This is a genomic window from Escherichia sp. MR (assembly GCF_005280595.1).
GTDB lineage: Bacteria > Pseudomonadota > Gammaproteobacteria > Enterobacterales > Enterobacteriaceae > Escherichia > Escherichia ruysiae.
In genome coordinates this window covers 1-25,768 of sequence record NZ_SZVK01000056.1, presented here as the reverse complement: position 1 = coordinate 25,768, position 25,768 = coordinate 1, and the positions used below count along the sequence as shown (strand labels likewise).

General features: G+C 50.3%; 24 protein-coding genes and 2 pseudogenes. 8 read left to right on the top strand and 18 right to left on the bottom strand.

The genetic code is table 11. From position 1 onward, the window contains the following. The first annotated feature begins 5 nt into the window (after positions 1–5). The gene (locus FC814_RS23625; protein WP_003032489.1) at positions 6–62 is read left to right on the top strand and encodes an IS1 family transposase; all 57 of its coding nucleotides are present in this window, start codon (positions 6–8) and stop codon (positions 60–62) included. 15 nt (positions 63–77) lie between these two features. Here FC814_RS23625 and FC814_RS18910 read toward each other — a convergent pair. The 5 genes and pseudogenes from FC814_RS18910 to apbC all read right to left on the bottom strand — a co-directional run. Then, a pseudogene (locus tag FC814_RS18910) lies at positions 78–2,123 on the bottom strand (fimbrial biogenesis outer membrane usher protein); the annotation flags it as partial. A gap of 15 nt (positions 2,124–2,138) precedes the next feature. Continuing rightward, on the bottom strand, positions 2,139–2,813 hold the full coding sequence (locus tag FC814_RS18905; protein WP_137326310.1) for a fimbria/pilus periplasmic chaperone: 675 nt from the start codon (positions 2,811–2,813) through the stop codon (positions 2,139–2,141). 85 nt (positions 2,814–2,898) lie between these two features. Then, the gene (locus tag FC814_RS18900) at positions 2,899–3,441 is read right to left on the bottom strand and encodes a fimbrial protein (RefSeq protein WP_137326309.1); all 543 of its coding nucleotides are present in this window, start codon (positions 3,439–3,441) and stop codon (positions 2,899–2,901) included. 291 nt (positions 3,442–3,732) lie between these two features. Next, positions 3,733–4,014, bottom strand: a complete 282-nt coding sequence (locus FC814_RS18895; protein ID WP_032225669.1) for a YehE family protein — start codon at positions 4,012–4,014, stop codon at positions 3,733–3,735. Positions 4,015–4,276: 262 nt separating this feature from the next. Beyond that, complete coding sequence (gene apbC / locus FC814_RS18890; protein ID WP_001005431.1) at positions 4,277–5,386, bottom strand: iron-sulfur cluster carrier protein ApbC; 1,110 nt, start codon at positions 5,384–5,386, stop codon at positions 4,277–4,279. A 132-nt stretch (positions 5,387–5,518) separates the two neighbouring features. Between apbC and metG the strand changes: the two genes are divergently transcribed. The 3 genes and pseudogenes from metG to FC814_RS18875 all read left to right on the top strand — a co-directional run bounded on the left by metG (position 5,519) and on the right by FC814_RS18875 (position 8,533). Beyond that, entirely contained in the window at positions 5,519–7,552 is a 2,034-nt protein-coding gene (gene metG / locus FC814_RS18885; protein WP_137326308.1) for a methionine--tRNA ligase, read from the top strand. Between the two features lie 173 nt (positions 7,553–7,725). Then, positions 7,726–7,965: pseudogene (locus FC814_RS23290) on the top strand (hypothetical protein); the annotation flags it as partial. A 106-nt stretch (positions 7,966–8,071) separates the two neighbouring features. Then, positions 8,072–8,533 carry a YehR family lipoprotein gene (locus FC814_RS18875; protein WP_010347181.1) on the top strand — a complete coding sequence of 154 codons (462 nt, stop codon included), beginning with the start codon at positions 8,072–8,074 and terminating at the stop codon, positions 8,531–8,533. A gap of 42 nt (positions 8,534–8,575) precedes the next feature. Here FC814_RS18875 and FC814_RS18870 read toward each other — a convergent pair whose 3' ends face one another. Genes FC814_RS18870 through btsS form a run of 3 tightly spaced genes read right to left on the bottom strand, consistent with a single transcriptional unit; the run spans position 8,576 to position 11,494 of the window. After that, positions 8,576–9,046, bottom strand: coding sequence for a DUF1456 family protein (locus tag FC814_RS18870; RefSeq protein WP_010347183.1), 471 nt, complete (start codon positions 9,044–9,046; stop codon positions 8,576–8,578). A gap of 46 nt (positions 9,047–9,092) precedes the next feature. Next, the gene (btsR, locus tag FC814_RS18865) at positions 9,093–9,812 is read right to left on the bottom strand and encodes a two-component system response regulator BtsR (protein ID WP_000598641.1); all 720 of its coding nucleotides are present in this window, start codon (positions 9,810–9,812) and stop codon (positions 9,093–9,095) included. Further along, complete coding sequence (gene btsS / locus FC814_RS18860; protein ID WP_010347186.1) at positions 9,809–11,494, bottom strand: two-component regulatory system sensor histidine kinase BtsS; 1,686 nt, start codon at positions 11,492–11,494, stop codon at positions 9,809–9,811. The genes btsR and btsS overlap by 4 nt, the downstream gene beginning before the upstream one ends. 221 nt (positions 11,495–11,715) lie before the next feature. On the opposite strand from btsS, the gene mlrA reads away from it, so the two are divergent. Next, positions 11,716–12,447: an HTH-type transcriptional regulator MlrA gene (gene mlrA, locus FC814_RS18855; protein WP_001240389.1), complete on the top strand. Its 732-nt coding sequence runs from the start codon at positions 11,716–11,718 to the stop codon at positions 12,445–12,447. Positions 12,448–12,506: 59 nt separating this feature from the next. Then, positions 12,507–12,614, top strand: coding sequence for a protein YohO (locus FC814_RS18850; RefSeq protein WP_001216965.1), 108 nt, complete (start codon positions 12,507–12,509; stop codon positions 12,612–12,614). On the opposite strand, the gene yehW is transcribed toward FC814_RS18850, so the two are convergent. From yehW to bglX, 5 genes are all read right to left on the bottom strand, one after another. Next, positions 12,595–13,326: a glycine betaine ABC transporter permease YehW gene (gene yehW, locus FC814_RS18845; protein WP_032225671.1), complete on the bottom strand. Its 732-nt coding sequence runs from the start codon at positions 13,324–13,326 to the stop codon at positions 12,595–12,597. The two genes, FC814_RS18850 and yehW, sit on opposite strands and share 20 nt — an antisense overlap. A 4-nt stretch (positions 13,327–13,330) precedes the next feature. Beyond that, positions 13,331–14,257 (bottom strand): glycine betaine ABC transporter ATP binding protein YehX, encoded by a 927-nt coding sequence (gene yehX, locus FC814_RS18840; protein ID WP_137326307.1) that lies wholly within the window; start codon positions 14,255–14,257, stop codon positions 13,331–13,333. Next, the gene (gene yehY / locus FC814_RS18835; RefSeq protein ID WP_137326306.1) at positions 14,250–15,407 is read right to left on the bottom strand and encodes a glycine betaine ABC transporter permease YehY; all 1,158 of its coding nucleotides are present in this window, start codon (positions 15,405–15,407) and stop codon (positions 14,250–14,252) included. Before yehY ends, yehX begins: the two co-directional genes overlap by 8 nt. Before the next feature lie 6 nt (positions 15,408–15,413). After that, entirely contained in the window at positions 15,414–16,331 is a 918-nt protein-coding gene (gene osmF, locus FC814_RS18830; RefSeq protein WP_001131248.1) for a glycine betaine ABC transporter substrate-binding protein OsmF, read from the bottom strand. 148 nt (positions 16,332–16,479) lie between these two features. Beyond that, positions 16,480–18,777 carry a beta-glucosidase BglX gene (bglX, locus tag FC814_RS18825; protein WP_000871484.1) on the bottom strand — a complete coding sequence of 766 codons (2,298 nt, stop codon included), beginning with the start codon at positions 18,775–18,777 and terminating at the stop codon, positions 16,480–16,482. A gap of 195 nt (positions 18,778–18,972) precedes the next feature. Between bglX and dld the strand changes: the two genes are divergently transcribed. After that, positions 18,973–20,688: a D-lactate dehydrogenase gene (gene dld / locus FC814_RS18820; protein WP_137326305.1), complete on the top strand. Its 1,716-nt coding sequence runs from the start codon at positions 18,973–18,975 to the stop codon at positions 20,686–20,688. 120 nt (positions 20,689–20,808) lie between these two features. Here the strand turns inward: dld and pbpG are convergent, their stop codons facing one another. Then, positions 20,809–21,741: a D-alanyl-D-alanine endopeptidase gene (gene pbpG / locus FC814_RS18815; RefSeq protein WP_137326304.1), complete on the bottom strand. Its 933-nt coding sequence runs from the start codon at positions 21,739–21,741 to the stop codon at positions 20,809–20,811. A 173-nt stretch (positions 21,742–21,914) separates the two neighbouring features. Beyond that, positions 21,915–22,502, bottom strand: coding sequence for a Yip1 family protein (locus tag FC814_RS18810; protein WP_137326303.1), 588 nt, complete (start codon positions 22,500–22,502; stop codon positions 21,915–21,917). Between the two features lie 169 nt (positions 22,503–22,671). Between FC814_RS18810 and FC814_RS18805 the strand changes: the two genes are divergently transcribed. Further along, positions 22,672–23,250: a DedA family protein gene (locus tag FC814_RS18805; RefSeq protein ID WP_032225676.1), complete on the top strand. Its 579-nt coding sequence runs from the start codon at positions 22,672–22,674 to the stop codon at positions 23,248–23,250. A 125-nt stretch (positions 23,251–23,375) separates the two neighbouring features. On the opposite strand, the gene FC814_RS18800 is transcribed toward FC814_RS18805, so the two are convergent. From FC814_RS18800 to FC814_RS23620, 3 genes are all read right to left on the bottom strand, one after another. Beyond that, on the bottom strand, positions 23,376–24,137 hold the full coding sequence (locus FC814_RS18800) for an SDR family oxidoreductase (protein WP_137326302.1): 762 nt from the start codon (positions 24,135–24,137) through the stop codon (positions 23,376–23,378). A gap of 52 nt (positions 24,138–24,189) precedes the next feature. Continuing rightward, positions 24,190–25,626, bottom strand: a complete 1,437-nt coding sequence (mdtQ, locus tag FC814_RS18795; protein ID WP_001078098.1) for a multidrug resistance outer membrane protein MdtQ — start codon at positions 25,624–25,626, stop codon at positions 24,190–24,192. An 83-nt stretch (positions 25,627–25,709) separates the two neighbouring features. Further along, positions 25,710–25,766 (bottom strand): IS1 family transposase, encoded by a 57-nt coding sequence (locus FC814_RS23620; RefSeq protein WP_003032489.1) that lies wholly within the window; start codon positions 25,764–25,766, stop codon positions 25,710–25,712. Positions 25,767–25,768: the final 2 nt, after the last annotated feature.

Here is a 25,768-nt window from a genome sequence, read left to right as displayed (position 1 = left end):
AATCGGTGGAGCTGCATGACAAAGTCATCGGGCATTATCTGAACATAAAACACTATCAATAAGTTAGAGTCATTACCAGCATCTTTAATTCCTGGCGCATTCATCACAGCAAACGTTTCGGAAAGACGGTTCGCCAGATTAACGCCCCCCGACCAGGCGACAATGCCCCCTGAAACACTGGCTCCAGCCTGTCGATAAGTACTCGACTGACTATAACTGCCATTCACTGTCGCAACCGGCGCGTTCCAGGTCAAATTCGCTCCAGCTGTCGTTTCATTTCCCTGATGCTGATAACTCAGGTTGACCCCATAGTTAAACTGATCCCTGCTTCCAACAGTTCCCGATATTCCTGTATTGTTTGAGGCAAGACCCTGATCATCAAAGGTCGTTGAATTAGACATATATATTTGCCGCCGTGGTGTCGTGACGTCATCACCCCAGTCAAAAGGAATCGAGATAAAAATATTAAAGCGTTTCTCTTCATGATGATTCTCGTCGTAAGCCTGGCTTGCTGCGAGGGTATAACTTATCCGTTGCAAGTTATTGGAGTAACTCAACTGATAATCTTTACTGCTGCCGCTACGCCCCCAGTAATCTCGCCATAATGTGCTTAATGACACAGAACCCCAGCCTTCTGGCAATGACTGACTCATATTGGCGGAAAAGCTATTTTTGCGCCCAAAATCATTCTGGTAATAATCTGCAATGTCATAGGCATCATTTTTATCGCGACGATAATTATCTTTATTATTTGCCCAGACATAATCATTAAACGTCCGGTAATCGCGCGAAGAATAACGCCAGGCTGCCAGGCCAAAACGCGTCGATGTTTGAGTCACAAATTTGTTGTAGGCTATCTGATAACTTTGTCCGTCAAAAACATCGCCATTATCTTGCTTACTATGAGATTTTGTTGCATCGACAGAAATCGCGCCAATGCGTGTATTCCAGCCAGTCCCAAGAGTAAATGCGTAGTAATTATTGGCAATCATCGTGCCGCCATACAGCGTTAATAAATTATTAAAGCCATACTGGTAACCGACCTGAACAAAATCACTTTGCTTATTTGCTCCTTCAATATGGCTACGCCCCGCCGCAAATTCATATTTCGACACGCACGGTTGCAACATATTTGGCACCGCCGAATAAGGCACCAGGTACGTGGTAACCGAACCGTCAGCCTCTTTCACGCTAACATCAAGATCCGCTCCACCACCGGCCAATTGCAAATCAGTAATCGAAAATGGGCCAGGTGGAACCTCCTTCTGATAAACAATAAAACCGTTTTGTTCAATGGTTACCAGCGCGTTACTCTGCGCAATCCCCTGCACTCGTGGGGTAAAATTTTGCTTCGAGTCAGGCAACATCTGCATATCACGAAAAAGTCGCACGCCACTGAAGCGAACAGAGTCAAAAATATCGCTTGAGGTGTACATATCACCGACACGCAGCGTGCCGAGAATTTGTGCAAACCCGCGTTCCAGATATAGGGTATTGCTTTTCCACTCCCCAGGATTGTTATCCGTTTTGCTGAAACTGGCATCAGAATGCAGTTGCCACCCCAGCAGATTTAATCCACTGTTAAAACGAACATAACTACTCTTGTTATTACCCGACGCTTTATAGTCGCTGTAATACTGGCTCATATAATAAGAGGTATAAAAAGCATTAATACCCCGTTCCCAGTTTTCCGGCGGGACATAACCACTTTCCAGTTCATCAACCCAGGCTTGCGGAACGCTGAAATCTAAACGAAAAACACCGATATTCCAGGCATAACTCCCACCCTGAACAAGTTGCTCTAATGTTAAACATTGCTTACTACTGGCGAAGTTATCGGTATTAATACCTAACCGCTTGATAATTTCTCTCGCCAGGCATGTTTCTTCGGGGTTATCTTTAACGATAATCTCATATTTCCCACGCCATTGTTTATTGACATAAATATCGATGTCATATTGGCCCGGTAAAGGTTGATTATCATCAAGGCGAATATGAGCAACCTGTTGGTCTTTCATTCCCCCCATCATAAAATGGGTATCAAAGGTTTCTTCTGCTGCATACGCTTCAATGCCGAGCAATAACGCTACGATTGCTGATGCGAGTGGGGTTATTCTCAACACGGGCAGCTCCTGCAATTAAATTTTGTCGCTAATATAGTTGCCATCATCATCAATAATGGTCAGATACCAGCTATTCGCATTATTAGTTTTGACGTTTACACTCTGGCTTTCTAATGGCGCAATCATGATGGTTTCATAATTGACTTTGACATTATTCGCTTTTACATCGGAAATCGTCACCCAGTTCGGCGAATCATTTTTTATCACCAGCCCATTGCCGCTACGATTTACCAGCAATTTATTAAACGTTGCTTTATTAACCGGAGCAATACCCGCCGGTCGGTAAAACAATTTGATTCTGTTTTGCATCGCAAACTTCAGTACATTCTTGCCTTCTTGTTCTGGACTATTAGGTGGAATATCCATAACGTTCAGATAAAAAATGCTCTCTTTATTACTGGGCAGCTTATTCGGCATGATTTTAATTTTTACTTGCTGTCCGGAGTTAGCCCCTATTTTTGCCACTGGTGGCGTTAGCATGAAAGGAACCTGAATCTTTTCCGGCGGCAGTGATGTGTCGCCATCATCAATCCACGCCTGAAGTAATGAAGATCGGTTTCCCTGATTCATCAACTGCACCATCACTTCTTTATTTTCAGCCGGGTAAATAATTCGCGTCCCGTAGATGACAATTCCGGCATGTGCAGGAAGAACCATAGAAGAAATGAGTAAAGCTAATAACCCTTTCATCTTAATGCCTCTTAAAATTAAAAGGCCGCCATGGAGATAGCGGCCATGTTTATTTCCTGGAGAAACTTGAAAAATTATTTAATTATTAATCCTGCGCCACACGCATAACTAAAGAAGAGACCACATCACCTGATTGCACTGAGTCTTCTGTCAGTTTCAGGTATTTTGCTTTAAACGGAATAGCATATTGACCTTCCGCTGTTTTATAACTCTCAATGTTAAAAGGTGCAGAAACATCCAGGACATCGCTGTTATCGCCTAAATAGAGATAATAACCCACGGTATCGTTACTACTGGCTATCGCTTTATCGTTGCCGGTTATTTTATCATTGGTGATCAACGAGAGTTTTACACCAGCTACTTCTTTCGGACAGCTAATTTTTAACATACTACTGGTTACACCGACAGCATCATCATAGGTTGAATATTTCGCTTTACCTTCAAAGACAGTGGTCGGAACAGTTGGCATATTAATACTTACTGAATCACCACCCGCTTCAAATTTACACGGAGACTCTGCAATATTCCCCTTAATGGTTAAAGTTCCGGTATCAACGTCTGCAGCAAATACGCCAGCACTCATAAAAAAAGAAGAAAAGACAGCGGTAGCAATAATTGAATGTTTCATAATAGGTTCCTTAATATAGTTTATTTTGATTGTTAAGACTCTGTATCTCGCGGAAACAAATTTCTCACATCAAAAAAGTTACTGCAATGTAAACGTATTGTTTTATTGATTCAAAACAATTTAACCATTGCAATATAATTACAACAAATACTTAAGGGAATTAAATATTTACCACATCTATTAATTGACATAATTTACTGTTAACCACATTCTTAAAATAAATAAAAAAGCCTAAATCATTCATGGGAATGATTTAGGCTCTCCAAATATTATTAAAAGAGTGTTGCCTGATTAATCGTAGCGATTTAATACGATTCGACGTTTGCTATCGTTGCCCGCTGTAACCAGCTCTGTAGTGACGCCTTTTACCGGCGAAGAAATCCGATGACGGGTATCAACGCTTTGCGATACCTGACCGCAATGCTGTTGGGGCTGGCTATTAACAATATCCATACTGCATGTTGGGGGGCTGATCCTGCCATTAATCGTTAATGCGGCAGTCTCTGAAGAGAACGCGGGAGAAGCCAATCCATAGGCAAGAAAAATGATTCCTGACAGCCAATACTTATTCATTGAACGTTATCCCTGTAGTAAAGGTTATGCCTGGATAGATTGAGTGCATAACAAACTATAGCTGTACATCCGCTACACAGCCACGAAGGATGATAAAGAGGCTTTACCTGTACGATCAATCTACTTTGTACAGTTTAGGACTAAGATCCACTGAATATTCGCAGCATTAAAAAAGTGTTCATTTAAAGCCACAAAATAAATACACCGCATCAATGTATCATTTCTGCGGTGTATGACGAACAACCAGAAAGGCTAATGCACGTTAGACCGCGCGGAAGGAGATCTCACCTGGAATAACTTCACCTTGCCAGTAGAGCTGAGCAGCAACCCGGTCAGCCAGTTGGCGGTAGATAGTAGTAAATTCGCTCTCCGGACGGCTGATAACGGTAGGTGTTCCTTTGTCGAGATCTTCACGCAGGCTAATGTGTAACGGCATTTGCCCCAACAACTGCGTATGGTATTTCTCGGCCAGTTTCTCTGCCCCACCAGTGCCGAAAATCGGCTCATGATGACCACAGTTACTGCAAATATGGACGCTCATGTTCTCGACAATACCCAGTACCGGAACTTCGACTTTCTCGAACATCACGATACCTTTTTTCGCATCAATCAGCGCGATGTCCTGTGGTGTGGTGACCACTACTGCACCAGTTACTGGAATGTTTTGCGCCAGTGTCAATTGAATGTCACCGGTGCCTGGCGGCATGTCGAGCACCAGATAATCCAGATCCGGCCATAAGGTTTCCTGCAACATCTGCATTAACGCCTTGCTCGCCATCGGGCCACGCCACACCATCGCGTTGTCGTCAGTGACCAGATAACCAATTGAGTTGGTTGCCAGGCCATGAGACATAATCGGTGCCATATGAGTCCCGTCCGGCGAGGTCGGACGCTGATTTTCTGCCCCCAGCATGGTTGGGATAGACGGACCATAAATGTCGGCATCCAGAATGCCGACTTTCGCTCCTTCCGCCGCCAGCGCCAGCGCCAGGTTTACCGCCGTGGAGGATTTACCCACGCCACCTTTGCCGGAACTGACCGCGATAATGTTCTTCACGCCGTTAATTCCCGGCTGATTCTTCACGCGTTTCAGCGTGGCAATGTTATGCGACAGTTTCCAGTCGATAGCTTTTGCCCCGGTGATACGCAGCAATTCGGCGCTACATTGCTCTTTTAACTCTTCGAACGCGCTATGCCAGACGAACGGCATAACCAGCTCCACATGCAGCGTGTCGTCCATCCAGGCGACATGATGCAACGCTTTCAGCGTGGTAAGGTTATGCTTCAGGGTTGGGTGCTGAAAATTAGCCAGTGTCCCGGCGACTATTGCGCGCAAGGCTTCTGGTGATTTGGCCTGGGATTGTTCGTTCATCCCGACTCCTTATTTATATAGATAAACCATCAGCTAAATAGTTTACCTGAAGAAAATAGATAAGTACTTACTTAACATTTTTCCATTTGGTACTATCTAACCCCTTTTCACTACTAAGAAGTAATGCCTACTATGACTCAAGTCGCGAAGAAAATTCTGGTGACGTGCGCACTGCCGTACGCTAACGGCTCTATCCACCTCGGCCATATGCTGGAGCACATCCAGGCTGATGTCTGGGTCCGTTACCAGCGAATGCGCGGCCACGAGGTCAACTTCATCTGCGCCGACGATGCCCACGGTACGCCGATCATGCTGAAAGCCCAGCAGCTTGGTATTACCCCGGAGCAGATGATTGGCGAAATGAGTCAGGAGCATCAGACTGATTTCGCAGGCTTTAATATCAGCTACGACAACTATCACTCGACGCACAGCGAAGAGAACCGTCAGTTGTCTGAGCTTATCTATACTCGCCTGAAAGAGAACGGTTTTATTAAAAACCGCACCATCTCTCAGTTGTACGACCCGGAAAAAGGTATGTTCCTGCCGGATCGTTTTGTGAAAGGCACCTGCCCGAAATGTAAAGCGCCAGATCAATACGGCGATAACTGTGAAGTCTGCGGCGCGACCTACAGTCCGACTGAACTGATCGAGCCGAAATCTGTGGTTTCTGGTGCTACGCCGGTGATGCGTGATTCCGAACACTTCTTCTTTGATCTGCCCTCTTTCAGCGAAATGTTGCAGGCATGGACCCGCAGCGGCGCGTTGCAGGAGCAGGTGGCAAACAAAATGCAGGAGTGGTTTGAATCCGGCCTGCAACAGTGGGATATCTCCCGCGATGCGCCTTACTTCGGTTTTGAAATTCCGAACGCACCAGGCAAATACTTCTACGTCTGGCTGGACGCACCGATTGGCTACATGGGTTCTTTCAAGAATCTGTGCGACAAGCGCGGCGACAGCGTAAGCTTCGATGAATACTGGAAGAAAGACTCCACCGCCGAGCTGTACCACTTCATCGGTAAAGATATTGTTTACTTCCACAGCCTGTTCTGGCCTGCCATGCTGGAAGGCAGCAACTTCCGCAAGCCGACCAACCTGTTTGTTCATGGCTATGTGACGGTGAACGGCGCGAAGATGTCCAAGTCTCGCGGCACCTTTATTAAAGCCAGCACCTGGCTGAATCATTTTGACGCTGACAGCCTGCGTTACTACTACACTGCGAAACTCTCTTCGCGCATTGATGATATCGATCTCAACCTGGAGGATTTCGTTCAGCGTGTGAATGCCGATATCGTCAATAAAGTGGTTAACCTGGCCTCCCGTAACGCTGGCTTTATCAACAAGCGTTTTGACGGCGTGTTGGCAAGCGAACTGGCTGACCCTGAACTGTACAAAACCTTTACCGATGCCGCTGAAGTTATTGGCGAAGCGTGGGAAAGCCGCGAATTTGGTAAAGCTGTGCGCGAAATCATGGCGCTGGCTGACCTGGCTAACCGCTATGTTGACGAGCAGGCTCCGTGGGTGGTGGCGAAACAGGAAGGCCGCGATGCTGACCTGCAGGCGATTTGCTCAATGGGCATTAACCTGTTCCGCGTGCTGATGACGTACCTGAAACCGGTACTGCCGAAACTGACTGAACGTGCGGAAGCATTCCTCAATACGGAACTGACCTGGGATGGTATTCAGCAACCGCTGCTGGGCCATAAAGTGAATCCGTTCAAGGCACTGTATAACCGTATCGATATGAAACAGGTGGAAGCACTGGTGGAAGCATCCAAAGAAGAAGTGAAAGCAACTGCCGCGCCAGTTACTGGCCCGCTGGCTGATGATCCGATTCAGGAAACCATCACCTTTGACGACTTCGCCAAAGTTGACCTGCGCGTGGCGCTGATTGAAAACGCAGAGTTTGTTGAGGGTTCTGACAAGCTGCTGCGCCTGACGCTGGATCTGGGTGGCGAAAAACGCAATGTCTTCTCCGGCATTCGTTCTGCTTACCCAGACCCACAGGCGCTGATTGGTCGTCACACCATTATGGTGGCTAACCTGGCTCCGCGTAAAATGCGCTTTGGTATCTCCGAAGGCATGGTGATGGCCGCAGGTCCTGGCGGGAAAGATATCTTCCTGTTAAGCCCGGATGCCGGTGCTAAACCTGGTCATCAAGTGAAATAACTCCCTTCAAGGCGCTGCATCAACAGCGCCTTTTCTTTATAAATTCCTAAAGTTGTTTTCTCGCCTTTTTGTCGCTCTGTAACCTGCGCAAATGCTGTTAGCATCTGTATTAAACTGGATAAAATTACAGGGATGCAGAATGAGACACTTTATCTATCAGGACGAGAAATCACATAATTATTCAACTGCTCCATAACGGCTGGCGCTATCAGGAACAGAGCGCCATTAGTCAGGCTGATTTGCTGGCGAACGAACTCTCCGTAATCGGTTTTTATCGGCTGGCGCATGTGTTGAAGCAATTACGCAATTCGGAAAGCGAGACACTGGCAGAAGTATTGAATAATTGTGTTTTACTCTGCGAACAGTTGTTACTGATGCTTGAGCAACAAGGAGGAAAAAATGCTTTTTATTAAGAGATCTACTCCATTTCCGGACTGCTCAAGACGAGGTATAAAGAATATTCTATAGCGCCCTGGTGAGAGTCACCAGTTTTCTGATCTTGATAAAATGGAGTTTTACATGAAGGCTTTCAACAAGCTGTTTTCCCTCGTTGTTGCATCTGTTCTGGTTTTCTCTCTCGCTGGCTGTGGTGACAAAGAAGAATCAAAGAAATTTAGTGCCAATCTGAACGGTACTGAAATTGCCATTACCTATGTCTACAAAGGCGACAAGGTGCTTAAGCAATCTTCAGAAACCAAAATTCAGTTTGCAACCATCGGTGCAGCTAACAAAGAAGAGGCGGCTAAAAAGCTTGAGCCGTTAAGTGCAAAATATAAAAACATTGCTGGCGTTGAAGAAAAATTAACCTTTACTGATACTTACGCGCAGGAAAACGTGACTATCGATATGGAAAAAGTTGATTTTAAAGCCCTGCAGGGTATTTCCGGCATTAACATTTCTGCTGACGATGCCAAAAAAGGTATCACTATGGCGCAAATGGAACTGGTGATGAAAGCCGCTGGCTTTAAAGAAGTGAAATAATCTGCCGGAGGCCATGCTCTCTGCATGGCCTCCAGACCGGTCTTAGTTTTTCTTCACATGCTGGCGCGCAGCCAGTCCACGCAGAAAATAACGCAAGAATTGATCGCCGCATTCGCGGAAGTTTTTATGATCCGGTGCGCGCATCATCGCAGTAATTTCCGGCATAGAAACGCGGAACTGCTGTTCGGTGAGGATCGCCAGGATGTCATCGGTTTTCAGTGAAAACGCGATGCGCAATTTTTTCAGCACAATATTGTTATTAATACGACGTTCCGGCTCCAGTGCCGGTGCAGACTCATCCCTGCCGCGTTTTTCGTAAATCAGACCATTCAGGAATGAGGACAAAATAATGTCCGGACAACGTTGAAAACCTTCTTCATCTTCTTTACGCAACCAGATGGCAATCTGTTCGGCAGTGGTTTCGACATTGCCCAGCGCCAGAATGCGCACCAGGTCGTTATTATTGGCTTTTAAAATGTAGCGCACGCTGCGCAGAATATCGTTACTTAGCATGAGGCCTTCAGGTGTTGATGAGGCAAAAAGCCATTTTAGCAGTCTTTTACAGGCCAATCGCCTCTTTTAAGCTTTTCAGATAACGGCGGCTGACCGGCACGGTTAAGCCATTACGCAAAATCAACTCGGCCTGGCCATTATCTTCCAGACGAATCTCCTGTAAATGCGCGAGGTTAACCAGATACTGGCGATGACAACGCAGTAGCGGTGTACGACTCTCCAGGGTGCGTAAAGTCAGTTCAGTAAAGCCCTCTTTCCCTTCGTGACTGGTGACGTAAACACCGCTCATCCTACTGCTGACAAACGCTACATCTTTCATTTGCAGTAAATAAATCCGACTGTGCCCCGTACAAGGAATAAATTTCAGCGCCTGCTGATTTTCCGGTAACAGCGAAACATCCTGCTTGCTCCGCTCCTGACGCAAACGCGCCAGCGTTTTCTCCAGCCGCGCTTCATCAATCGGCTTCAGCAGATAATCAAAGGCATGTTCTTCAAAGGCTTTAATGGCGTATTCGTCAAACGCGGTGAGAAAAACGATATACGGACGATGTTCCGGGTCGAGCATCCCCACCATTTCCAGACCGCTGATGCGTGGCATCTGAATGTCGAGAAACAGCACATCCGGGCGCAGTTTATGCACCGCGCCAATCCCTTCCACGGCGTTTGAGCACTCGCCGACAATTTCAATATCGCTCTGCTCCTGCAAAAATACGCGCAGGTTTTCCCGTGCTAATGGTTCATCATCGACAATTAAGACTTTAATCATGCCTCGTCCCTCCATGGCAGTCGTAACGTTATTCGGGTGTAACTATCAGGCTCACAGGCGACACTTATCCCATAGTCATCGCCAAACCGCTCACGTAAACGCTTATCCACCAGATTCATCCCCAGCCCACTGGCATTGGTTGCCGGTTGATACAAACCGGCATTGTCTTCGATCTCCAGCATCAAATGTTGCCCTTCACGCCTTGCGCTAATTGCCACTCGTCCTGTATCCAGCAGTTGTGAGGTTCCATGTTTAATAGCGTTTTCCACTATTGGTTGCAGGGTAAACGCGGGCAACTGCTGCCGGGATAATTCCTCCGGAATAGCAATGTTGACCTGCAACCGTGACTGGAAGCGCGCCTTTTCAATTTGCAGATAAGCATTCACGTGTTCAATTTCGTCGGCGAGAGTAACAAACTCCGAAGGCCGCTTTAAGTTTTTGCGGAAAAAAGTGGAAAGATACTGCACCAGTTGGCTGGCCTGTTCGCTGTCGCGGCGGATAACGGCTTTAATGGTGTTAAGCGCATTGAACAGGAAATGGGGATTCACCTGGGCGTGAAGCAGTTTAATTTCTGACTGCGTGAGCATCGCTTTTTGCCGCTCATATTGCCCGGCGAGGATCTGCGCCGAAAGCAATTGCGCAATCCCTTCCCCCAGCGTGCGGTTGATTGAGCTGAACAAACGGTTTTTCGCTTCATACAATTTGATGGTGCCCATCACCCGCTGATTCTCACCACGCAACGGAATCACCAGCGTCGAACCCAGTTTGCATTGCGGATGCAAAGAGCAACGATAAGGTACTTCGTTGCCATCAGCGTAGACCACTTCACCGGTTTCAATCGCTTTTAAGGTGTAAGTCGAAGAAATCGGTTTGCCGGGTAAATGGTGATCGTCACCAATTCCGGTAAAGGCCAGCAATTTCTCTCGATCGGTAATCGCGACTGCACCAATATCCAGCTCCTGATACAGCACCTGTGCCACTTTCATGCTGTTCACTTCGTTAAACCCCTGGCGCAAAATGCCTTCCGTCGAGGCCGCCACTTTCAGCGCAGTGGCAGAAAAAGCTGAAGTGTATTTTTCAAACATCGCGCGTTTATCGAGCAATATACGCATAAACAGCGCCGCGCCGACGGTATTGGTGACCATCATTGGCGCAGCAATATTACTCACCAGACGCACCGCATCTTCATAAGGTCGGGCAATCGCCAGGATGATCAACATTTGCACCATTTCAGCGACGAACGTGACTGCACCGGCGGTAATGGGGTTAAAGACTTTATCAGTGCGCCCGCGACGGATCAGGATGCTGTGTACTAGGCCGCCGAGCAATCCTTCGACGATGGTCGAAATCATGCAGCTTAGCGCAGTCATGCCCCCCATTGAGTATCGATGTAACCCGCCGGTCAGACCAACCAGCCCTCCGACGACCGGACCGCCGAGTAAGCCGCCCATCACCGCGCCAATCGCCCGCGTATTAGCAATCGAATCGTCGATGTGCAACCCGAACCAGGTGCCCATAATGCAGAAAATGGAAAAGACGATGTAGCAGAGAAATTTATGCGGCAGACGAACCGTGACCTGCATTAACGGTATGAATAATGGCGTTTTACTCATTAACCACGCAATGACTAAAAAAACGCACATCTGCTGAAGCAGCAGCAACACCAGATTAAAATCGTACATACCCGCAAACCACACTTCCCTTTAAAACGCGTAACATACATTGCCTGCGTTTAACTTTCTTTGAACTCTTGCAGAAAAATGAGAATTCGTGAGTACGATCACTCAAAATCACCTGGCAAAAATAAAATCACCCTAACGATGAACTAAAAACGGACAAAACTACCTGGTTCGCAAATCTGCGTCTAAAGTTAAACCGGGACCTCGCGAGCAAGGGTGAGAGGATGGCGCTTTACACAATTGGTGAAGTGGCGTTGCTTTGTGATATCAATCCTGTCACGTTACGCGCGTGGCAGAGGCGTTACGGATTGTTGAAACCGCAGCGCACAGACGGCGGTCATCGCCTGTTCAACGATGCCGATATCGACCGGATCCGCGAGATCAAACGCTGGATCGATAACGGTGTGCAGGTCAGCAAAGTTAAAATGCTACTCAGTAATGAGAATGTTGATGTGCAAAACGGCTGGCGCGATCAGCAAGAAACTCTGCTTAATTACCTGCAAAGTGGCAATCTACAAAGTCTGCGAATGTGGATCAAAGAACGTGGTCAGGATTACCCCGCCCAGACGCTCACCACACATCTGTTCATTCCTCTGCGCCGACGTCTTCAGTGTCAGCAACCAACTCTCCAGGCGTTACTGGCGATCCTCGACGGTGTACTGATCAACTACATCGCCATTTGTCTGGCTTCGGCACGTAAAAAACAGGGTAAAGATGCGCTGGTGGTTGGCTGGAATATTCAGGATACCACGCGGCTGTGGCTGGAGGGTTGGATTGCCAGCCAGCAAGGATGGCGCATTGATGTCCTCGCCCATTCCCTCAACCAGCTCCGCCCGGAACTGTTTGAAGGCCGCACGCTATTGGTGTGGTGCGGTGAAAACCAGTCTCCCGCCCAGCAGCAGCAGCTCACCAACTGGCAGGAACAAGGCCATGATATTTTCCCACTCGGCATTTAATGATTCGTTAACAAATGCGCTTTACTGTACAATCCTTTTGTTAACATAAGGAGTGCATTATGCGCATAGCGAAAATTGGGGTTATCACCCTGTTCCTGTTGATGGCGTTAGGCGGTATCGGTGGCGTCATGCTCGCAGGTTATACCTTTATTTTGCGTGCTGGCTGAGTAGCTGCACCAACCGTTCAAACAGGCGGTCTACGATGATCGCCGCCAGTGCCACCAGCAACGCCCCCTGAATCACATAAGCAGTGTTAAATCCGCTAAGTCCGATAATGATGGGCGTACCCAGCGTGCTGGCTCCTACCGTTGAGGCAATGGTCGCCGTACCAATGTTGATAATCACTGAAGTCCGCACGCCAGCCAGAATCACTGGCGCTGCCAGCGGTAACTCCACTTTACGCAATCGCTGACCCCGGCTCATTCCCATCCCTTTGGCAACGTCTGTCACGCTGGCATCAATCGCTCCCAGTCCGGCAAGTGTCGCCTGTAAGATCGGTAATACGCCGTAAAGGATCAAAGCAATAATCGCCGGTTGCTGACCAAACCCCATCACCGGAACAGCAATCGCCAGCACAGCTACGGGCGGAAAAGTCTGCCCAACGGCGGCAATGGTTTCGACCATCGGGCGAAACTCCGCGCCCCACGGGCGAGTGACAGCAATTCCGGCACCAGTACCAATGATCACGGCAAACAAACTTGAGATCCCCACTAGCCAGAAATGAGCCAGCGCCAGGGCAGCAAAACTTTCCTGCTGATAAACAGGCCGAGGTAATTGTGGAAATAAAGCACCAAACAACGGCTGGCTATAGGGTAGCCAGAAAATCAGCCCCACAAACAGAGCAATAAGCCAGAACAGCGGATCGCGCATTATTTTCATACGATTACGCCTCCACCAGCAGATCCTGAAAATGTAATGTGCCGCAAGGTTTACCTTGAGCGTCAACCACCGGCAACACTTCACAACCACGAGCGACAAACAATGAGAGCGCATCACGTAGCGTCATCTCTTCTGCCAGCGCCTCACCTTCAGCGCGTTCGTTGCGGCGCACATAATCAGTCACACTACGTAACGAAAGCAGGCGCACACCCAGTTCACTATGCCCAAAAAACTGGCGGACAAAATCATTCGCTGGACGAGTCAGCATCGTCAGCGGATTGCCCTGCTGCACCACTTCACCATGATCCATCAACACCAGATGTTCTGCCAGCCGTAGCGCCTCATCAATATCATGAGTGACCAGCACAATGGTGCGCCCCAGCAAACGGTGAATGCGCGTCATCTCTTGTTGCAACGCGCCGCGCGTCACCGGATCCAGCGCGCCAAACGGTTCATCCATCAGCAAAACTTGCGGATCGGCAGCCAGCGCACGAGCAACGCCGACTCGCTGCTGCTGACCACCAGAAAGTTGATGTGGATAACGCTCGCGTAAATTCGCCTCCAGCCCCAACAGCGCCATTAATTCGTCGATACGATCGTCGATCCGCGCCCGCGACCATTTTTGTAATTGCGGCACGGTGGCGATGTTTTGCGCCACGCTCCAGTGGGGAAATAAACCTATCGACTGGATGGCGTATCCCATCCGGCGGCGCAACTCCAGCACTGGCAGCGAGCGAATTTCTTCTCCGGCAAAGCGGATCACTCCGCTGTCATGCTCCACCAGGCGATTAATCATTTTCAGGGTGGTGGATTTGCCGGAGCCAGATGTGCCAATCAGCACCGAAAAACTCCCTTCCTGAAAATTGAGATTGAGATCGTTAACGGCTTTTTGTGCGCCGAACAGTTTGCTGACATGGCTAAATTCAATCATTACGTTTCACCTTCAGCAGTGCGATAAGCAAATCGAACAGCGCGTCGGTAAGCACCGCCAGTACAATCACCGGGATCACCCCCAGCAATACTAAATCAATGGCACTGCTTAACAGCCCCTGGAAAACCAGCGCACCAAAACCGCCTGCGCCGATTAACGCCGCAATCACCGCCATGCCGACGGTTTGCACCATCACCACCCGCAGGCTGCGCAGAAATACCGGTAACGCCAGCGGTAACTGCACATACCAAAAACGCTGCGTCCCGCTCATGCCCATCGCTGTGGCGCTCTCCTGCACGTCGCGCGGGATCTGATTCAAGCCCACTACCACGCCGCGCACTAACGGCAGTAACGCGTAGAGCACCAGCGCAATCAGTGCGGGTGTCATTCCGGTTCCTGCTATGCCGATCGTCCCCAGCCACGGAAAGGCAGTCACCAGTCCGGCAAGCGGAGCAATCAGCAAACCAAAGAGCGCCACCGAAGGCACGGTCTGAATGACATTGAGCAGAGAAAAAATCGCCCCCTGCCGCGCGGTGGAAAAGTAGCACCAGACGCCCAGCGGCACGCCAATCACCAGCGCCGGCAGTACCGAGCCAAACAGCAGGGTCAGATGCTGTGCCAGCGCGTCATCAAACACATCCTGACGGTTGGCGTATTCTTTCATTAGCGAGAGATCGTTAAGCGTGCCGGAGTACAGCAACCACAACGGAATGATGGCAATCTGCATATGCAACAACCAGCGCCACAGCGGATGCGTGGAGATTCGGCGGATGGCATCACTACAGGCCAGCAATGCCAGCGCCACAGCCAACCAGAAACCACTGCCGAGGCTGGTACGCGCCAGCGCACTGCCATTTTGCGCCAGTTGTGTCGCCGCCTTTCCCGCGCCCCACACCAGCAATACGAAGACGAATTGCGCAAGGATGAGTGCAAAAATGCTGCCTTTTCTACCGGGAATAAAACAGGCAGTCAGCCAGGCGCAACCAACGCCCACCAGCATCCAGATCGTTTGCGGCCACAGTTGCCAGAGATGACGCCCCTCACCAGAGACCAGCCGGTTAGGCGCGTAACTGATAAACGGCAGTGCCGCTGCGATTGCCGTCAGCAACAGCAGCAGCGCCAGAACAGGATTAATACGTAGATAAGTCACGAGAAATTACTTCGTCCACCCTTTTTGTTTCAGGTAGTCGGCAGCCACTTTTTTGGCATCCAGTCCTTCAACGGCAATGCTGGCATTCAGTTGCTGTAACGTCTTTTCATCGAGGCTGGCGAAAACTGGCTGTAGCCACTGTGCCATTTGCGGATACTCCTTCAACACCGATTCACGCACTACTGGTGCAGGCGCGTAGATAGGTTGCACGCCTTGCGGATCGCTTAAGGTTTGCAGTCCCAGCGCCGCTACCGGGCCGTCAGTGCCGTAAGCCATCGCCGCATTAACGCCGGATGTTTGTTGGGCAGCGGCTTTAATGGTCACCGCCGTGTCGCCGCCTGCAAGTGACAGTAACTGATCCTGATCGAGTTTAAAGTCGTAAGCTTTTTCAAAAGCGGGTAACGCATCGGCGCGTTCAATAAACTCTGCGGAGGCCGCCAGTTTGAAGTTGCCCCCCTCTTTCAAATAACGACTGAGATCGGCAAGCGAAGTGAGTTTGTTTTTCTCTGCCACATCCTGACGCACGGCGATGGTCCAGGTGTTATTCGCAGGTGCGGGCGTCAGCCAGATTAACTTGTTTTGCTCTGCATCGAGTTTTTTGACTTTCTCGTAGCCCTGTCCGGCATTTTTCCACGCTGCATCGTTTTCATCTTTAAAGAAGAAAGCGCCATTGCCGGTATATTCCGGATAGATATCCAGCTCGCCAGAAGTAATCGCCCCGCGCACCACAGGAGTCGTTCCGAGTTGCACTTTATTGACCGTCGGTACGCCGTGGCTTTCGAGTACCTGCAAGATGATGTTGCCGAGTAGCGCGCCTTCGGTATCGATTTTTGAACCGACTTTAACGGGGGAAGCCGCGTGCAGCGGCAGGCTCACGGCTGCCAACAAAACCAGTGAACCTGCCCAGACCTTTGAGAGTGGCATGATGCTTTCCTCATTCTTTTACTGTTGTTTTCAGCGAATTAAGAGAAAAGCATAGTTGATAATGGCGGAGTTAGCCTGAGCGGACGGATTCAGTTGCAGAATCAGATAAATACTTAAAGGGCGCAAACGTCGCGCCCTTACTAAAGCATTACAGCAACTCAAACTCGCCTTTCTTAACGCGTGCGGAATCAGTGCCGATAAAGACATTGAACTTGCCAGGCTCGGCGTCATATTTCATCTGTTGATTCCAGAACTTCAGCGCCTCGATATCGATCGGGAAGCTGACGGTCTGAGTTTCGCCCGGCTTCAGGGTGATTTTCTCAAAGCCTTTTAGCTGTTTCACCGGGCGACTCATGGAAGCCGTCACATCCTGCAAGTACATCTGCACTACCGTGGCCCCTTCGCGTTTACCGGTGTTCGTCACCTGCACGCTGGCCGTCACTTTGCCGTCACGCTTCATGGTCGGCGCAGAAAGTTTCACATCAGAGACGGTGAAAGTGGTATAGCTCAGACCATAGCCGAACGGATAAAGTGCCCCGTTAGCTTCATCAAAATAACGCGAAGTGTATTTGTTCGGCTTGTCGGCGTTATACGGGCGACCGGTATTCAGATGACTGTAGTACACCGGGATCTGCCCGACAGAACGCGGGAAGGACATTGGCAGCTTGCCGGACGGGTTGTAATCACCAAACAACACATCGGCAATTGCATTACCGCCTTCAGTCCCCGCAAACCAGGTTTCCAGAATCGCGTCGGCCTGCTGATCTTCTTTCACCAGCGCCAGCGGACGCCCGTTCATCAGCACCAGCACCAGCGGTTTACCGGTGGCTTTCAGCGCCGCAATCAAGTCACGTTGGCTTTGAGGAATAGTGATATCGGTACGGCTGGAGGCCTCGTGCGCCATCCCCTGTGCTTCACCGACCACAGCCACCACCACATCAGATTGTTTCGCGGTTTGCACCGCTTCATCAATCATCTCTTGCGGCGAGCGCGAATCGACTTTGACCGCTTCTTCATACTGATTCAGGAAATCGATAATGCCTTTGTCACTGGTAACGTTCGCCCCTTTGGCATACAGCACTTTACCGTTTTCACCGACGGCATTTTTAATCCCGGTCAGTACGGTCACGGATTGATCGGCAACACCGGCTGCGGACCAGCTGCCCATCACGTCACGTTTACTGTCCGCCAGTGGCCCAACCACCGCAATGGTGGCCGATTTTTTCAGCGGTAACGTTTCGAGACGGTTTTTCAGCAGTACCAGGCTTTCACGCGCCACTTCACGCGCTTCTTTACGGTGCAGGCGGCTTTCAGCATTGGTATCCACCGGGTCAGACTCTTTCGGCCCAAGGTGGCTGTACGGATCGTTAAACAGTCCCATGTCATATTTGACGTTCAGTACGTGACGCGCGGCATCGTCCAGCTCAGCCATCGTCACTTTGCCGGATTTGATCAAACCAGGCAGATACTTCGAGTAATACTCGTCGCTCATACTCATGTTGATCCCGGATTTCAGTGCCACGCGCACCGCATCTTCCGGATCTGCCGCCGTACCGTGTTTAATCAGTTCTTTGATTGCGCCATGATCGGAAACGGTGATGCCTTTAAAGCCCCACTGATCGCGCAGCACATCTTTCAGCAGCCAGGAATCGGAGGTGGCTGGCGTGCCGTTCAGCGAGTTCAACGCCACCATCACCGCGCCGCTGCCTGCATCCAGCCCCGCTTTATACGGCGGCATATAGTCATTAAACAGGCGCTGCGGGCTCATATCGACGGTGTTGTACTCTTTACCACCTTCTACCGCGCCGTATGCAGCAAAGTGTTTGACGCTGGTCATCACCGAGTAGCGATCTGCCGGGCTTTTACCCTGCATCGCTTCCACCATGGTTTTACCCATGATTGAGGTCAGATACGTATCTTCGCCAAAACCTTCGGAAGCACGTCCCCAGCGCGGATCGCGCGAGACATCGACCATTGGCGCCCAGGTCATATTCAGGCCATCATCTGCCGCTTCATAAGCAGAGACGCGCCCTACTGTTTTCACCGCATCGAGGTTAAAAGAAGAGGCCAGGCCGAGGCTAATCGGGAAGACAGTGCGCTGACCGTGCAGCACATCATAGGCAAAGAAGAGAGGAATTTTCAGGCGGCTTAATTCCATCACCTGATCCTGCATGGCGCGGATATCCTGACGGGTTACGGTGTTGAAAATCGCCCCAACCTGCCCGTCTTTGATCATCTCGCGGATCGCCTCTTTCGGGTTATCCGGGCCGACGCTGATTAAGCGCAGTTGACCAATCTTCTCATCAACCGTCATTTTTTTGAGCAGTTCGGTGACGAACGCATCCCGCGCTTCGGGCGTTAATGGATGGTTACCGAACAAATCATCCGCCAGTGCTGGCTGTAAGGCCAGACTTACCGCGATACCTACTGAACATAGCCATTTCATGTGGATTTTTCTTCCTTTGTTGCCCGACGTGGCAGCGAAAATGGTGCAAAAACCGTAGTTTGCCATAAGCATGATGGAGAGAGAAAAAGAATGCTCAGTTTATTGTCTGAATTTTCAAAATATTCACTCGCTGAATTGTCATACAAGGCGCTATTCTAGTTTGTGATATTTTTTCGCCACCACAAGGAGTGGAAAATGTCTTCCATGACAACAACTGATAATAAAGCCTTTTTGAATGAACTTGCCCGTCTGGTCGGTCATTCACACCTGCTCACCGATCCCGCAAAAACGGCCCGCTATCGCAAGGGCTTCCGTTCTGGTCAGGGCGACGCGCTGGCTGTCGTTTTCCCTGGCTCACTACTGGAATTGTGGCGGGTGCTGAAAGCCTGCGTCACCGCCGACAAAATTATTCTGATGCAGGCCGCCAATACCGGTCTGACCGAAGGCTCGACGCCAAACGGTAACGACTATGATCGCGATATCGTGATCATCAGCACCCTGCGTCTCGACAAACTGCACGTTCTCGACAAGGGCGAACAAGTGCTGGCATATCCTGGCACCACGCTCTATTCGCTGGAAAAAGCTCTCAAACCGCTGGGTCGCGAACCGCACTCGGTGATTGGTTCGTCGTGCATAGGTGCATCGGTCATCGGCGGTATCTGTAATAACTCCGGCGGCTCGCTGGTGCAGCGTGGCCCGGCATATACCGAAATGTCGTTATTCGCGCGCATAAATGAAGACGGCAAACTGACGCTGGTGAACCATCTGGGGATTGATCTGGGCGAAACACCAGAGCAGATCCTCAGCAAGCTGGATGACGATCGTATCAAAGAAGATGATGTTCGCCACGATGGTCGTCACGCCCACGATTATGATTATGTTCACCGCGTTAGGGATATTGAAGCCGACACACCCGCACGTTATAACGCCGACCCGGATCGCCTGTTTGAATCCTCCGGTTGCGCCGGAAAACTGGCAGTATTCGCGGTACGTCTTGATACCTTCGAAGCAGAAAAAAATCAGCAGGTGTTTTATATAGGCACCAATCAGCCGGAAGTGCTGACTGAAATCCGCCGCCATATTCTGGCTAATTTCGAAAATCTGCCGGTTGCAGGGGAATATATGCATCGGGATATCTACGATATCGCGGAAAAATATGGCAAAGACACCTTCCTGATGATCGATAAACTTGGCACCGACAAGATGCCTCTCTTCTTTAACATCAAAGGGCGTACCGATGCGATGCTGGAGAAAGTGAAATTCTTCCGTCCGCATTTTACCGACCGTGCGATGCAAAAATTCGGTCATCTGTTCCCCAGCCATTTACCCCCGCGCATGAACAACTGGCGCGATAAATATGAACATCATCTGCTGTTAAAAATGGCGGGCGATGGCATTGGCGAAGCGAAATCGTGGCTGGTGGATTATTTCAAACAGGCTGAAGGTGATTTCTTTGTCTGTACGCCGGAGGAAGGCAGCAAAGCATTTTTACACCGTTTCGCCGCTGCGGGGGCGGCAATTCGTTATCAGGCCGTGCATTCCGATGAAGTCGAAGACATTCTGGCGCTGGATATTGCTCTGCGGCGTAACGATACCGAGTGGTATGAGCATTTGCCACCGGAGATCGACAGCCAGTTGGTACACAAGCTCTATTACGGCCATTTTATGTGCTATGTCTTCCACCAGGATTACATCGTCAAAAAAGGTGTGGATGTACATGCGTTGAAGGAACAGATGCTGGAGCTGTTACGCCAGCGCGGCGCGCAATATCCTGCCGAGCATAACGTCGGTCATTTGTATAAAGCACCGGAGACGTTGCAGAAGTTTTATCGCGAGAACGATCCAACCAACAGTATGAACCCTGGGATCGGTAAAACCAGCAAGCGGAAAAACTGGCAGGAAGCAGAGTAAATATAGCCGGATGCCTGATGCAGATGTAGGCCTGATAAGATGCGCCAGCATCGCATCAGGCATCGTGCCCGAATGCCGGATGCGGCGTAAACGCCTGATCCGGCCTACAGGCAAGCAAACTTAATCGTTCTGTGCCGTCTGCCCCGCCGCCGCCATCTGAGCGGCTTTTTGTTTTTTATAGCTCAACGCCGCAGCCGGAACAGGCATCACTTTACCGGTCTCAATCCAGGTACGCAGGCGGCTGGCATCGGCAAAATGGGTATATTTGCCAAATGCATCCATCACCACCAGCGCCACCGGTTTATTATTGATAACCGTGCGCATCACCAGGCAATGCCCTGCGGCATTGGTAAAACCGGTTTTGGTTAACTGAATATTCCAGTTAACGCGATAAACCAGATGGTTAGTATTGCGGAACGGCAGGGTGTACGCCGGATTAGAGAAGGTCGCCATATCTTCACGGGTGGTACTCAACTGACCGATCAACGGATATTGTTTGCTGGCAATCAGCAATTTGGTCAGGTCACGGGCCGTCGAAACGTTATGCACCGACAACCCGGTCGGTTCAACAAAGCGCGTGTTGTTCATTCCGAGCGACTTCGCTTTCGCATTCATCGCTTTAATAAAAGCGTTATAACCACCAGGATAATGGTGCGCCAGGCTTGCCGCCGCGCGGTTTTCCGAAGACATCAGCGCCAACAACAGCATATCTTTACGGCTGATTTCGCTGTTCAGTCGCACGCGCGAATAGACCCCTTTCATCTCTGGCGTCTGGCTGATATCCACTTTCAGTTTTTCATCCAGCGGCAGTCGTGCGTCAAGCACCACCATTGCGGTCATTAATTTGGTGATTGACGCAATCGGACGCACCAGATCCGGGTGGTTCGAATAGATCACTTTGTTGGTATTCAGATCAACAATCATCGCACTACCGGAAGCGATTTCCGGCTGCGAAGTTGTGGTAGCGGCGGTCGTTTTCGCAACGGCCTGCGGTGCAAAAGGCACAGCCAGCATTAGAGCCAGGCTAAATAAAGAAACTCGAAATTTCGGCATGATGAGCATTCAGATAGTGGTTCACGCGCACGGGTTGCGCACCGCCGGAGTAAGGATTTACTGAGGCTAGCGACGCCATCATAACGAGCAAAAAGTGCGATCGTCAAAGGAGAATCGTGAGGAAATGCTGCATTGCTGACATTTACGCCAGCAATGCAACGCAAAAGAACTTTCTAGAACAGTCGATAACCGTACCCCCACAGAATAACGGTAATGGCGAGCAGCACTTCCAGCACCAGCACGCCAATCGCCAGCGTCGAACTGGAGAAGCTAAGACCTTCCTCTTTGTTGATATTCAGGAAGCTCGGAATACCGAGATAAAGCAGGTAGCCGGTGTAAAACAGCGCCACCGTGCCGATCAGCGCACACAACCAGACCAGCGGATAAAGCGCCACCAGACCGCTTAAAAACAGCGGCGTTGCGACATATCCGGCAAAGACCATACAGTGCGCAAGTGATGGACGTTGCGGATAATTGCGCGCCATCCACCAGATGACCCGCCCCATCACCGCGACCCCAGCCAGCATAACGCCATAAAACAAGACAGCCAGCGCCAGTCCGGTAAACCAGGATAACTTCAGAATAGTGCCATCGCCAAAATTCCAGCCAATTTGTGTGGTGCCAATGAAGGCGCAAATCACCGGAATCGCCGCCATCAGCAAAACGTGGTGGGTGTAGTGATGAGAAATCGTTTCGTTTTCACGATTAATCACCTGCATTTCACGATCGGGATGGGAAAACAGTCCCCAGACATGGCTCATACCGCCCCCTTTTTGTGAGTTGCTGAACCTGACAGTTCAAGTATAAGTCAGCTTGTGGTTATTTTTTGCCCTGTTGTGAAATTTGCGTCGCGTGATGAAACGCCTTTTTCTGCGCAAACAATTCACAGGGTGTATGCTTACAGGCAACCAAAGGGAGACAGACTGGCCTATGGATCTCAATACACTCATCTCACAATATGGTTATGCCGCGCTGGTGCTCGGCAGTCTGGCAGAGGGTGAAACCGTGACTTTGCTGGGAGGCGTTGCGGCACATCAGGGATTATTAAAATTCCCGCTGGTGGTTCTTTCTGTGGCGCTTGGCGGCATGATTGGCGACCAGGTGCTTTATCTGTGCGGACGGCGGTTTGGCGGCAAGCTGTTGCGTCGTATCTCAAAGCATCAGGATAAAATTGAGCGGGCACAGAAACTGATCCAGCGCCATCCGTATCTGTTTGTTATTGGCACGCGTTTTATGTATGGCTTTCGGGTCATTGGCCCGACGCTGATTGGTGCCAGCCAGTTGCCACCGAAAATCTTTCTGCCGCTGAATATTCTCGGCGCATTTGCCTGGGCGTTGATTTTTACCACTATCGGTTACGCTGGTGGTCAGGTGATTGCGCCGTGGTTGCACAGTCTTGATCAGCATCTGAAACACTGGGTCTGGTTGATTCTGGTCGTGGTTCTGGTGGTTGGCGTGCGCTGGTGGCTGAAACGGCGCGGGAAGAAAAAGCCGAATAATCAGGCGTAAAGCAGTTGCCACAGATAAGTCGTTCGCGCCGCATCCGGAACCAGGTGTTCCATGCCTGATGCGACGCTGGCGCGTCTTATCATGCCTACAACATACCCATTGAAATATCCACATATCCCATTGCGCTACTCCGGTTTAAACTGCGGATTCGCCAGCATAAAACCGCCATCGACAATCAACGACTGCCCGGTGGTGTAATTTGCGCCTTCGGAACATAGCCAGGCCACCAGACTGGCAATCTCATGCGTTGCGCCGAAACGCCGCAGGGGAATTGATGGCTCTGCATCGGGCTTCACGTCGCCGTCATCCATGCCGTTCATCGGCGTGGCGATGGCTCCTGGCGCGACCGCATTCACCAGAATCTTATGCCTGACCAGTTCGAGCGCCATCGCTTTGGTTAACCCGCCGAGTGCATGTTTAGCGGCGGTGTAGGCGCTGGCATCCGGCAGCGGCGTATGTTCATGTACCGATGTAATGTTGATGATGCGACCACCTTGCCCCTGTTTCACCATCTGGCGGGCGGCAATTTGCGAGCATAAAAAAGCACCATCGACATCAACGGTAAAAATCTTGCGCCACTCATCAAAAGCCATATCAAGAAACGGCGCTTTGGTCATCGCTCCCGCGTTATTCACCAGCACATCAATACGCCCCAGTCGTTGAATGAGTTTCTCCAGCGCCTGCGCACCTTCTGGTAGATTGCCGAGATCCAGTTGCACCATCTCCGCACGGACGCCGTGGCTAACCACCTCACACGCGGTTTCTTTTGCCCCTTCTTCATCAGAGTGCCACGTAATGCCAATATCAAAACCCTGCTGCGCCAGTAATAACGCGCATTCTTTGCCGATCCCCGAATCGGAGGCGGTAATTATCGCGACCTGTGCCATAGAGTTCTCCACTTAACGCTGAATAAACGTTAAGTATAGAAGGCGCATATCATCAGCGTTTGTAGCCCCCACCCAGCGCGCCGGTGAGTTGAACGGAGGCATCCAGCCACTGCCCCTGCAAGAGCAGACCGTTCGCCCGCTCACGCAGCGCCGGGATTCTTGCCTCGCTGACGCGGGAACCAGCAATGATGCCCGCGTTAAAACGCGCCTGCGCCAGACCAACGACTCGCAGGGCATCGCGCTCAATTTGCGCCTGATGCTGGTTTTTCTCCGCCAGTGTCTGAACCTGACTGGCTGCCCGCGCCACGTCATTTACCGCTTCAACCACCGCTTTGTTATAGCTGGCGATCGACAAGTTGCTTTCGGCTTTCGCGATATCGAGGTTGGCGTTAAGACGGCCGCTATCGAAAATGGGTAGCGTCAGGCCTGCCGTAACGCCCATTTGCTGCGCGGAATGGCGGAACAGATCGCTTAAGTGCAATGCATCTTGTTGCAGGAAGGCCATCAGGTTTATGTCGGGGTAAAAGGCCGCTTTTGCCGCGTCGATGCTGCTTAAGGATGATTCAACGTACCAGTGCGCCGCCTGCAAATCGGCACGGCGTGCCAGCAAGGAATAACCCAGTTCATCAGGAAGCTGACTTGTCACTTCAGGCAGCACGACCGGATGCAGCTTTAAGGCGCTCGTCTGGCTGTTAGTCAGCGCACTTAACCGCGCCTCAATAATTTTCATTTTTCCCGCCGCATCGTTGCGCTGCTGCCGGGTTTTACTGGCATTAATATCGGTTTCCACACCTTCAACCGAAGAGGTAATTCCGTTTTGATACAACTGGCGATCGGTCGCGATAATGGTGTTCTGCTCTTTTTCGATTTGCTGCAAGACAGTATTTAACGCCGCCTGGGTTTGCCACTCCCAGTACAGACGTGCCACGCTGCCAGCCAGCAATTGGCGAGTTTGCTCGCGTTCCGCCACCCGTGCTTTAACCGTACCCAGGCGAGCAGTAACCTCCGCCCGATTCTTTCCCCAGATATCAAGATGCCAGCCCGCCGTTAAGCCAAAAGTACCGTTGGTGTACCACGGACCGGTCGTACCTGCGGCAGGATCGTTCAGAGCAAACGGCCCCATTAACCCTTCTGCCGACATTTTTTGCCGCTCCATATCCGCAGAAAAGTCGATCTGCGGACCATCCTGAGTGGCAACTGCCTTCGCCTGTGCTTCAGCCAGTTGAATGCGCTGTTCAGCCACCTGCATATCCGGTGCGTTCTGTAGTGCATTGTTAATTAATGAAGTGAGTTGATCATCGTGATACTCCAGCCACCATTGGCTGTCTGGCCAACCATTTTTCAGCGCCGTGGGTAATGCGGTGTCAACTTGTGCAGCGGGCGTTTGCTGGCTTAACGCCTGGCGGGTTTCATGCATAGGCGCACACCCGGCCAGCATCAGTAACAGCGGAAAACAGGCGATGGCTGGATAAAAGGAATCACGATTCATGGGTGAATAATCAGGTAAGAAAAGGTGCGCGGAGATTACCGTGTGTTGCGATATATTTTTTAGTTTCGGGTAATGACTCCAACTTATTGATAGTGTTTTATGTTCAGATAATGCCCGATGACTTTGTCATGCAGCTCCACCG

Coding starts and splice junctions, on each gene's coding strand:
- FC814_RS18905 (WP_137326310.1), bottom strand. CDS start 2,813: ATGAAAGGGTTATTAGCTTTACTCATTTCTTCTATGGTTCTTCCTGCA.
- FC814_RS18900 (WP_137326309.1), bottom strand. CDS start 3,441: ATGAAACATTCAATTATTGCTACCGCTGTCTTTTCTTCTTTTTTTATG.
- FC814_RS18895 (WP_032225669.1), bottom strand. CDS start 4,014: ATGAATAAGTATTGGCTGTCAGGAATCATTTTTCTTGCCTATGGATTG.
- apbC (WP_001005431.1), bottom strand. CDS start 5,386: ATGAACGAACAATCCCAGGCCAAATCACCAGAAGCCTTGCGCGCAATA.
- metG (WP_137326308.1), top strand. CDS start 5,519: ATGACTCAAGTCGCGAAGAAAATTCTGGTGACGTGCGCACTGCCGTAC.
- FC814_RS18875 (WP_010347181.1), top strand. CDS start 8,072: ATGAAGGCTTTCAACAAGCTGTTTTCCCTCGTTGTTGCATCTGTTCTG.
- FC814_RS18870 (WP_010347183.1), bottom strand. CDS start 9,046: ATGCTAAGTAACGATATTCTGCGCAGCGTGCGCTACATTTTAAAAGCC.
- btsR (WP_000598641.1), bottom strand. CDS start 9,812: ATGATTAAAGTCTTAATTGTCGATGATGAACCATTAGCACGGGAAAAC.
- btsS (WP_010347186.1), bottom strand. CDS start 11,494: ATGTACGATTTTAATCTGGTGTTGCTGCTGCTTCAGCAGATGTGCGTT.
- mlrA (WP_001240389.1), top strand. CDS start 11,716: ATGGCGCTTTACACAATTGGTGAAGTGGCGTTGCTTTGTGATATCAAT.
- FC814_RS18850 (WP_001216965.1), top strand. CDS start 12,507: ATGCGCATAGCGAAAATTGGGGTTATCACCCTGTTCCTGTTGATGGCG.
- yehW (WP_032225671.1), bottom strand. CDS start 13,326: ATGAAAATAATGCGCGATCCGCTGTTCTGGCTTATTGCTCTGTTTGTG.
- yehX (WP_137326307.1), bottom strand. CDS start 14,257: ATGATTGAATTTAGCCATGTCAGCAAACTGTTCGGCGCACAAAAAGCC.
- osmF (WP_001131248.1), bottom strand. CDS start 16,331: ATGCCACTCTCAAAGGTCTGGGCAGGTTCACTGGTTTTGTTGGCAGCC.
- bglX (WP_000871484.1), bottom strand. CDS start 18,777: ATGAAATGGCTATGTTCAGTAGGTATCGCGGTAAGTCTGGCCTTACAG.
- dld (WP_137326305.1), top strand. CDS start 18,973: ATGTCTTCCATGACAACAACTGATAATAAAGCCTTTTTGAATGAACTT.
- pbpG (WP_137326304.1), bottom strand. CDS start 21,741: ATGCCGAAATTTCGAGTTTCTTTATTTAGCCTGGCTCTAATGCTGGCT.
- FC814_RS18810 (WP_137326303.1), bottom strand. CDS start 22,502: ATGAGCCATGTCTGGGGACTGTTTTCCCATCCCGATCGTGAAATGCAG.
- FC814_RS18805 (WP_032225676.1), top strand. CDS start 22,672: ATGGATCTCAATACACTCATCTCACAATATGGTTATGCCGCGCTGGTG.
- FC814_RS18800 (WP_137326302.1), bottom strand. CDS start 24,137: ATGGCACAGGTCGCGATAATTACCGCCTCCGATTCGGGGATCGGCAAA.
- mdtQ (WP_001078098.1), bottom strand. CDS start 25,626: ATGAATCGTGATTCCTTTTATCCAGCCATCGCCTGTTTTCCGCTGTTA.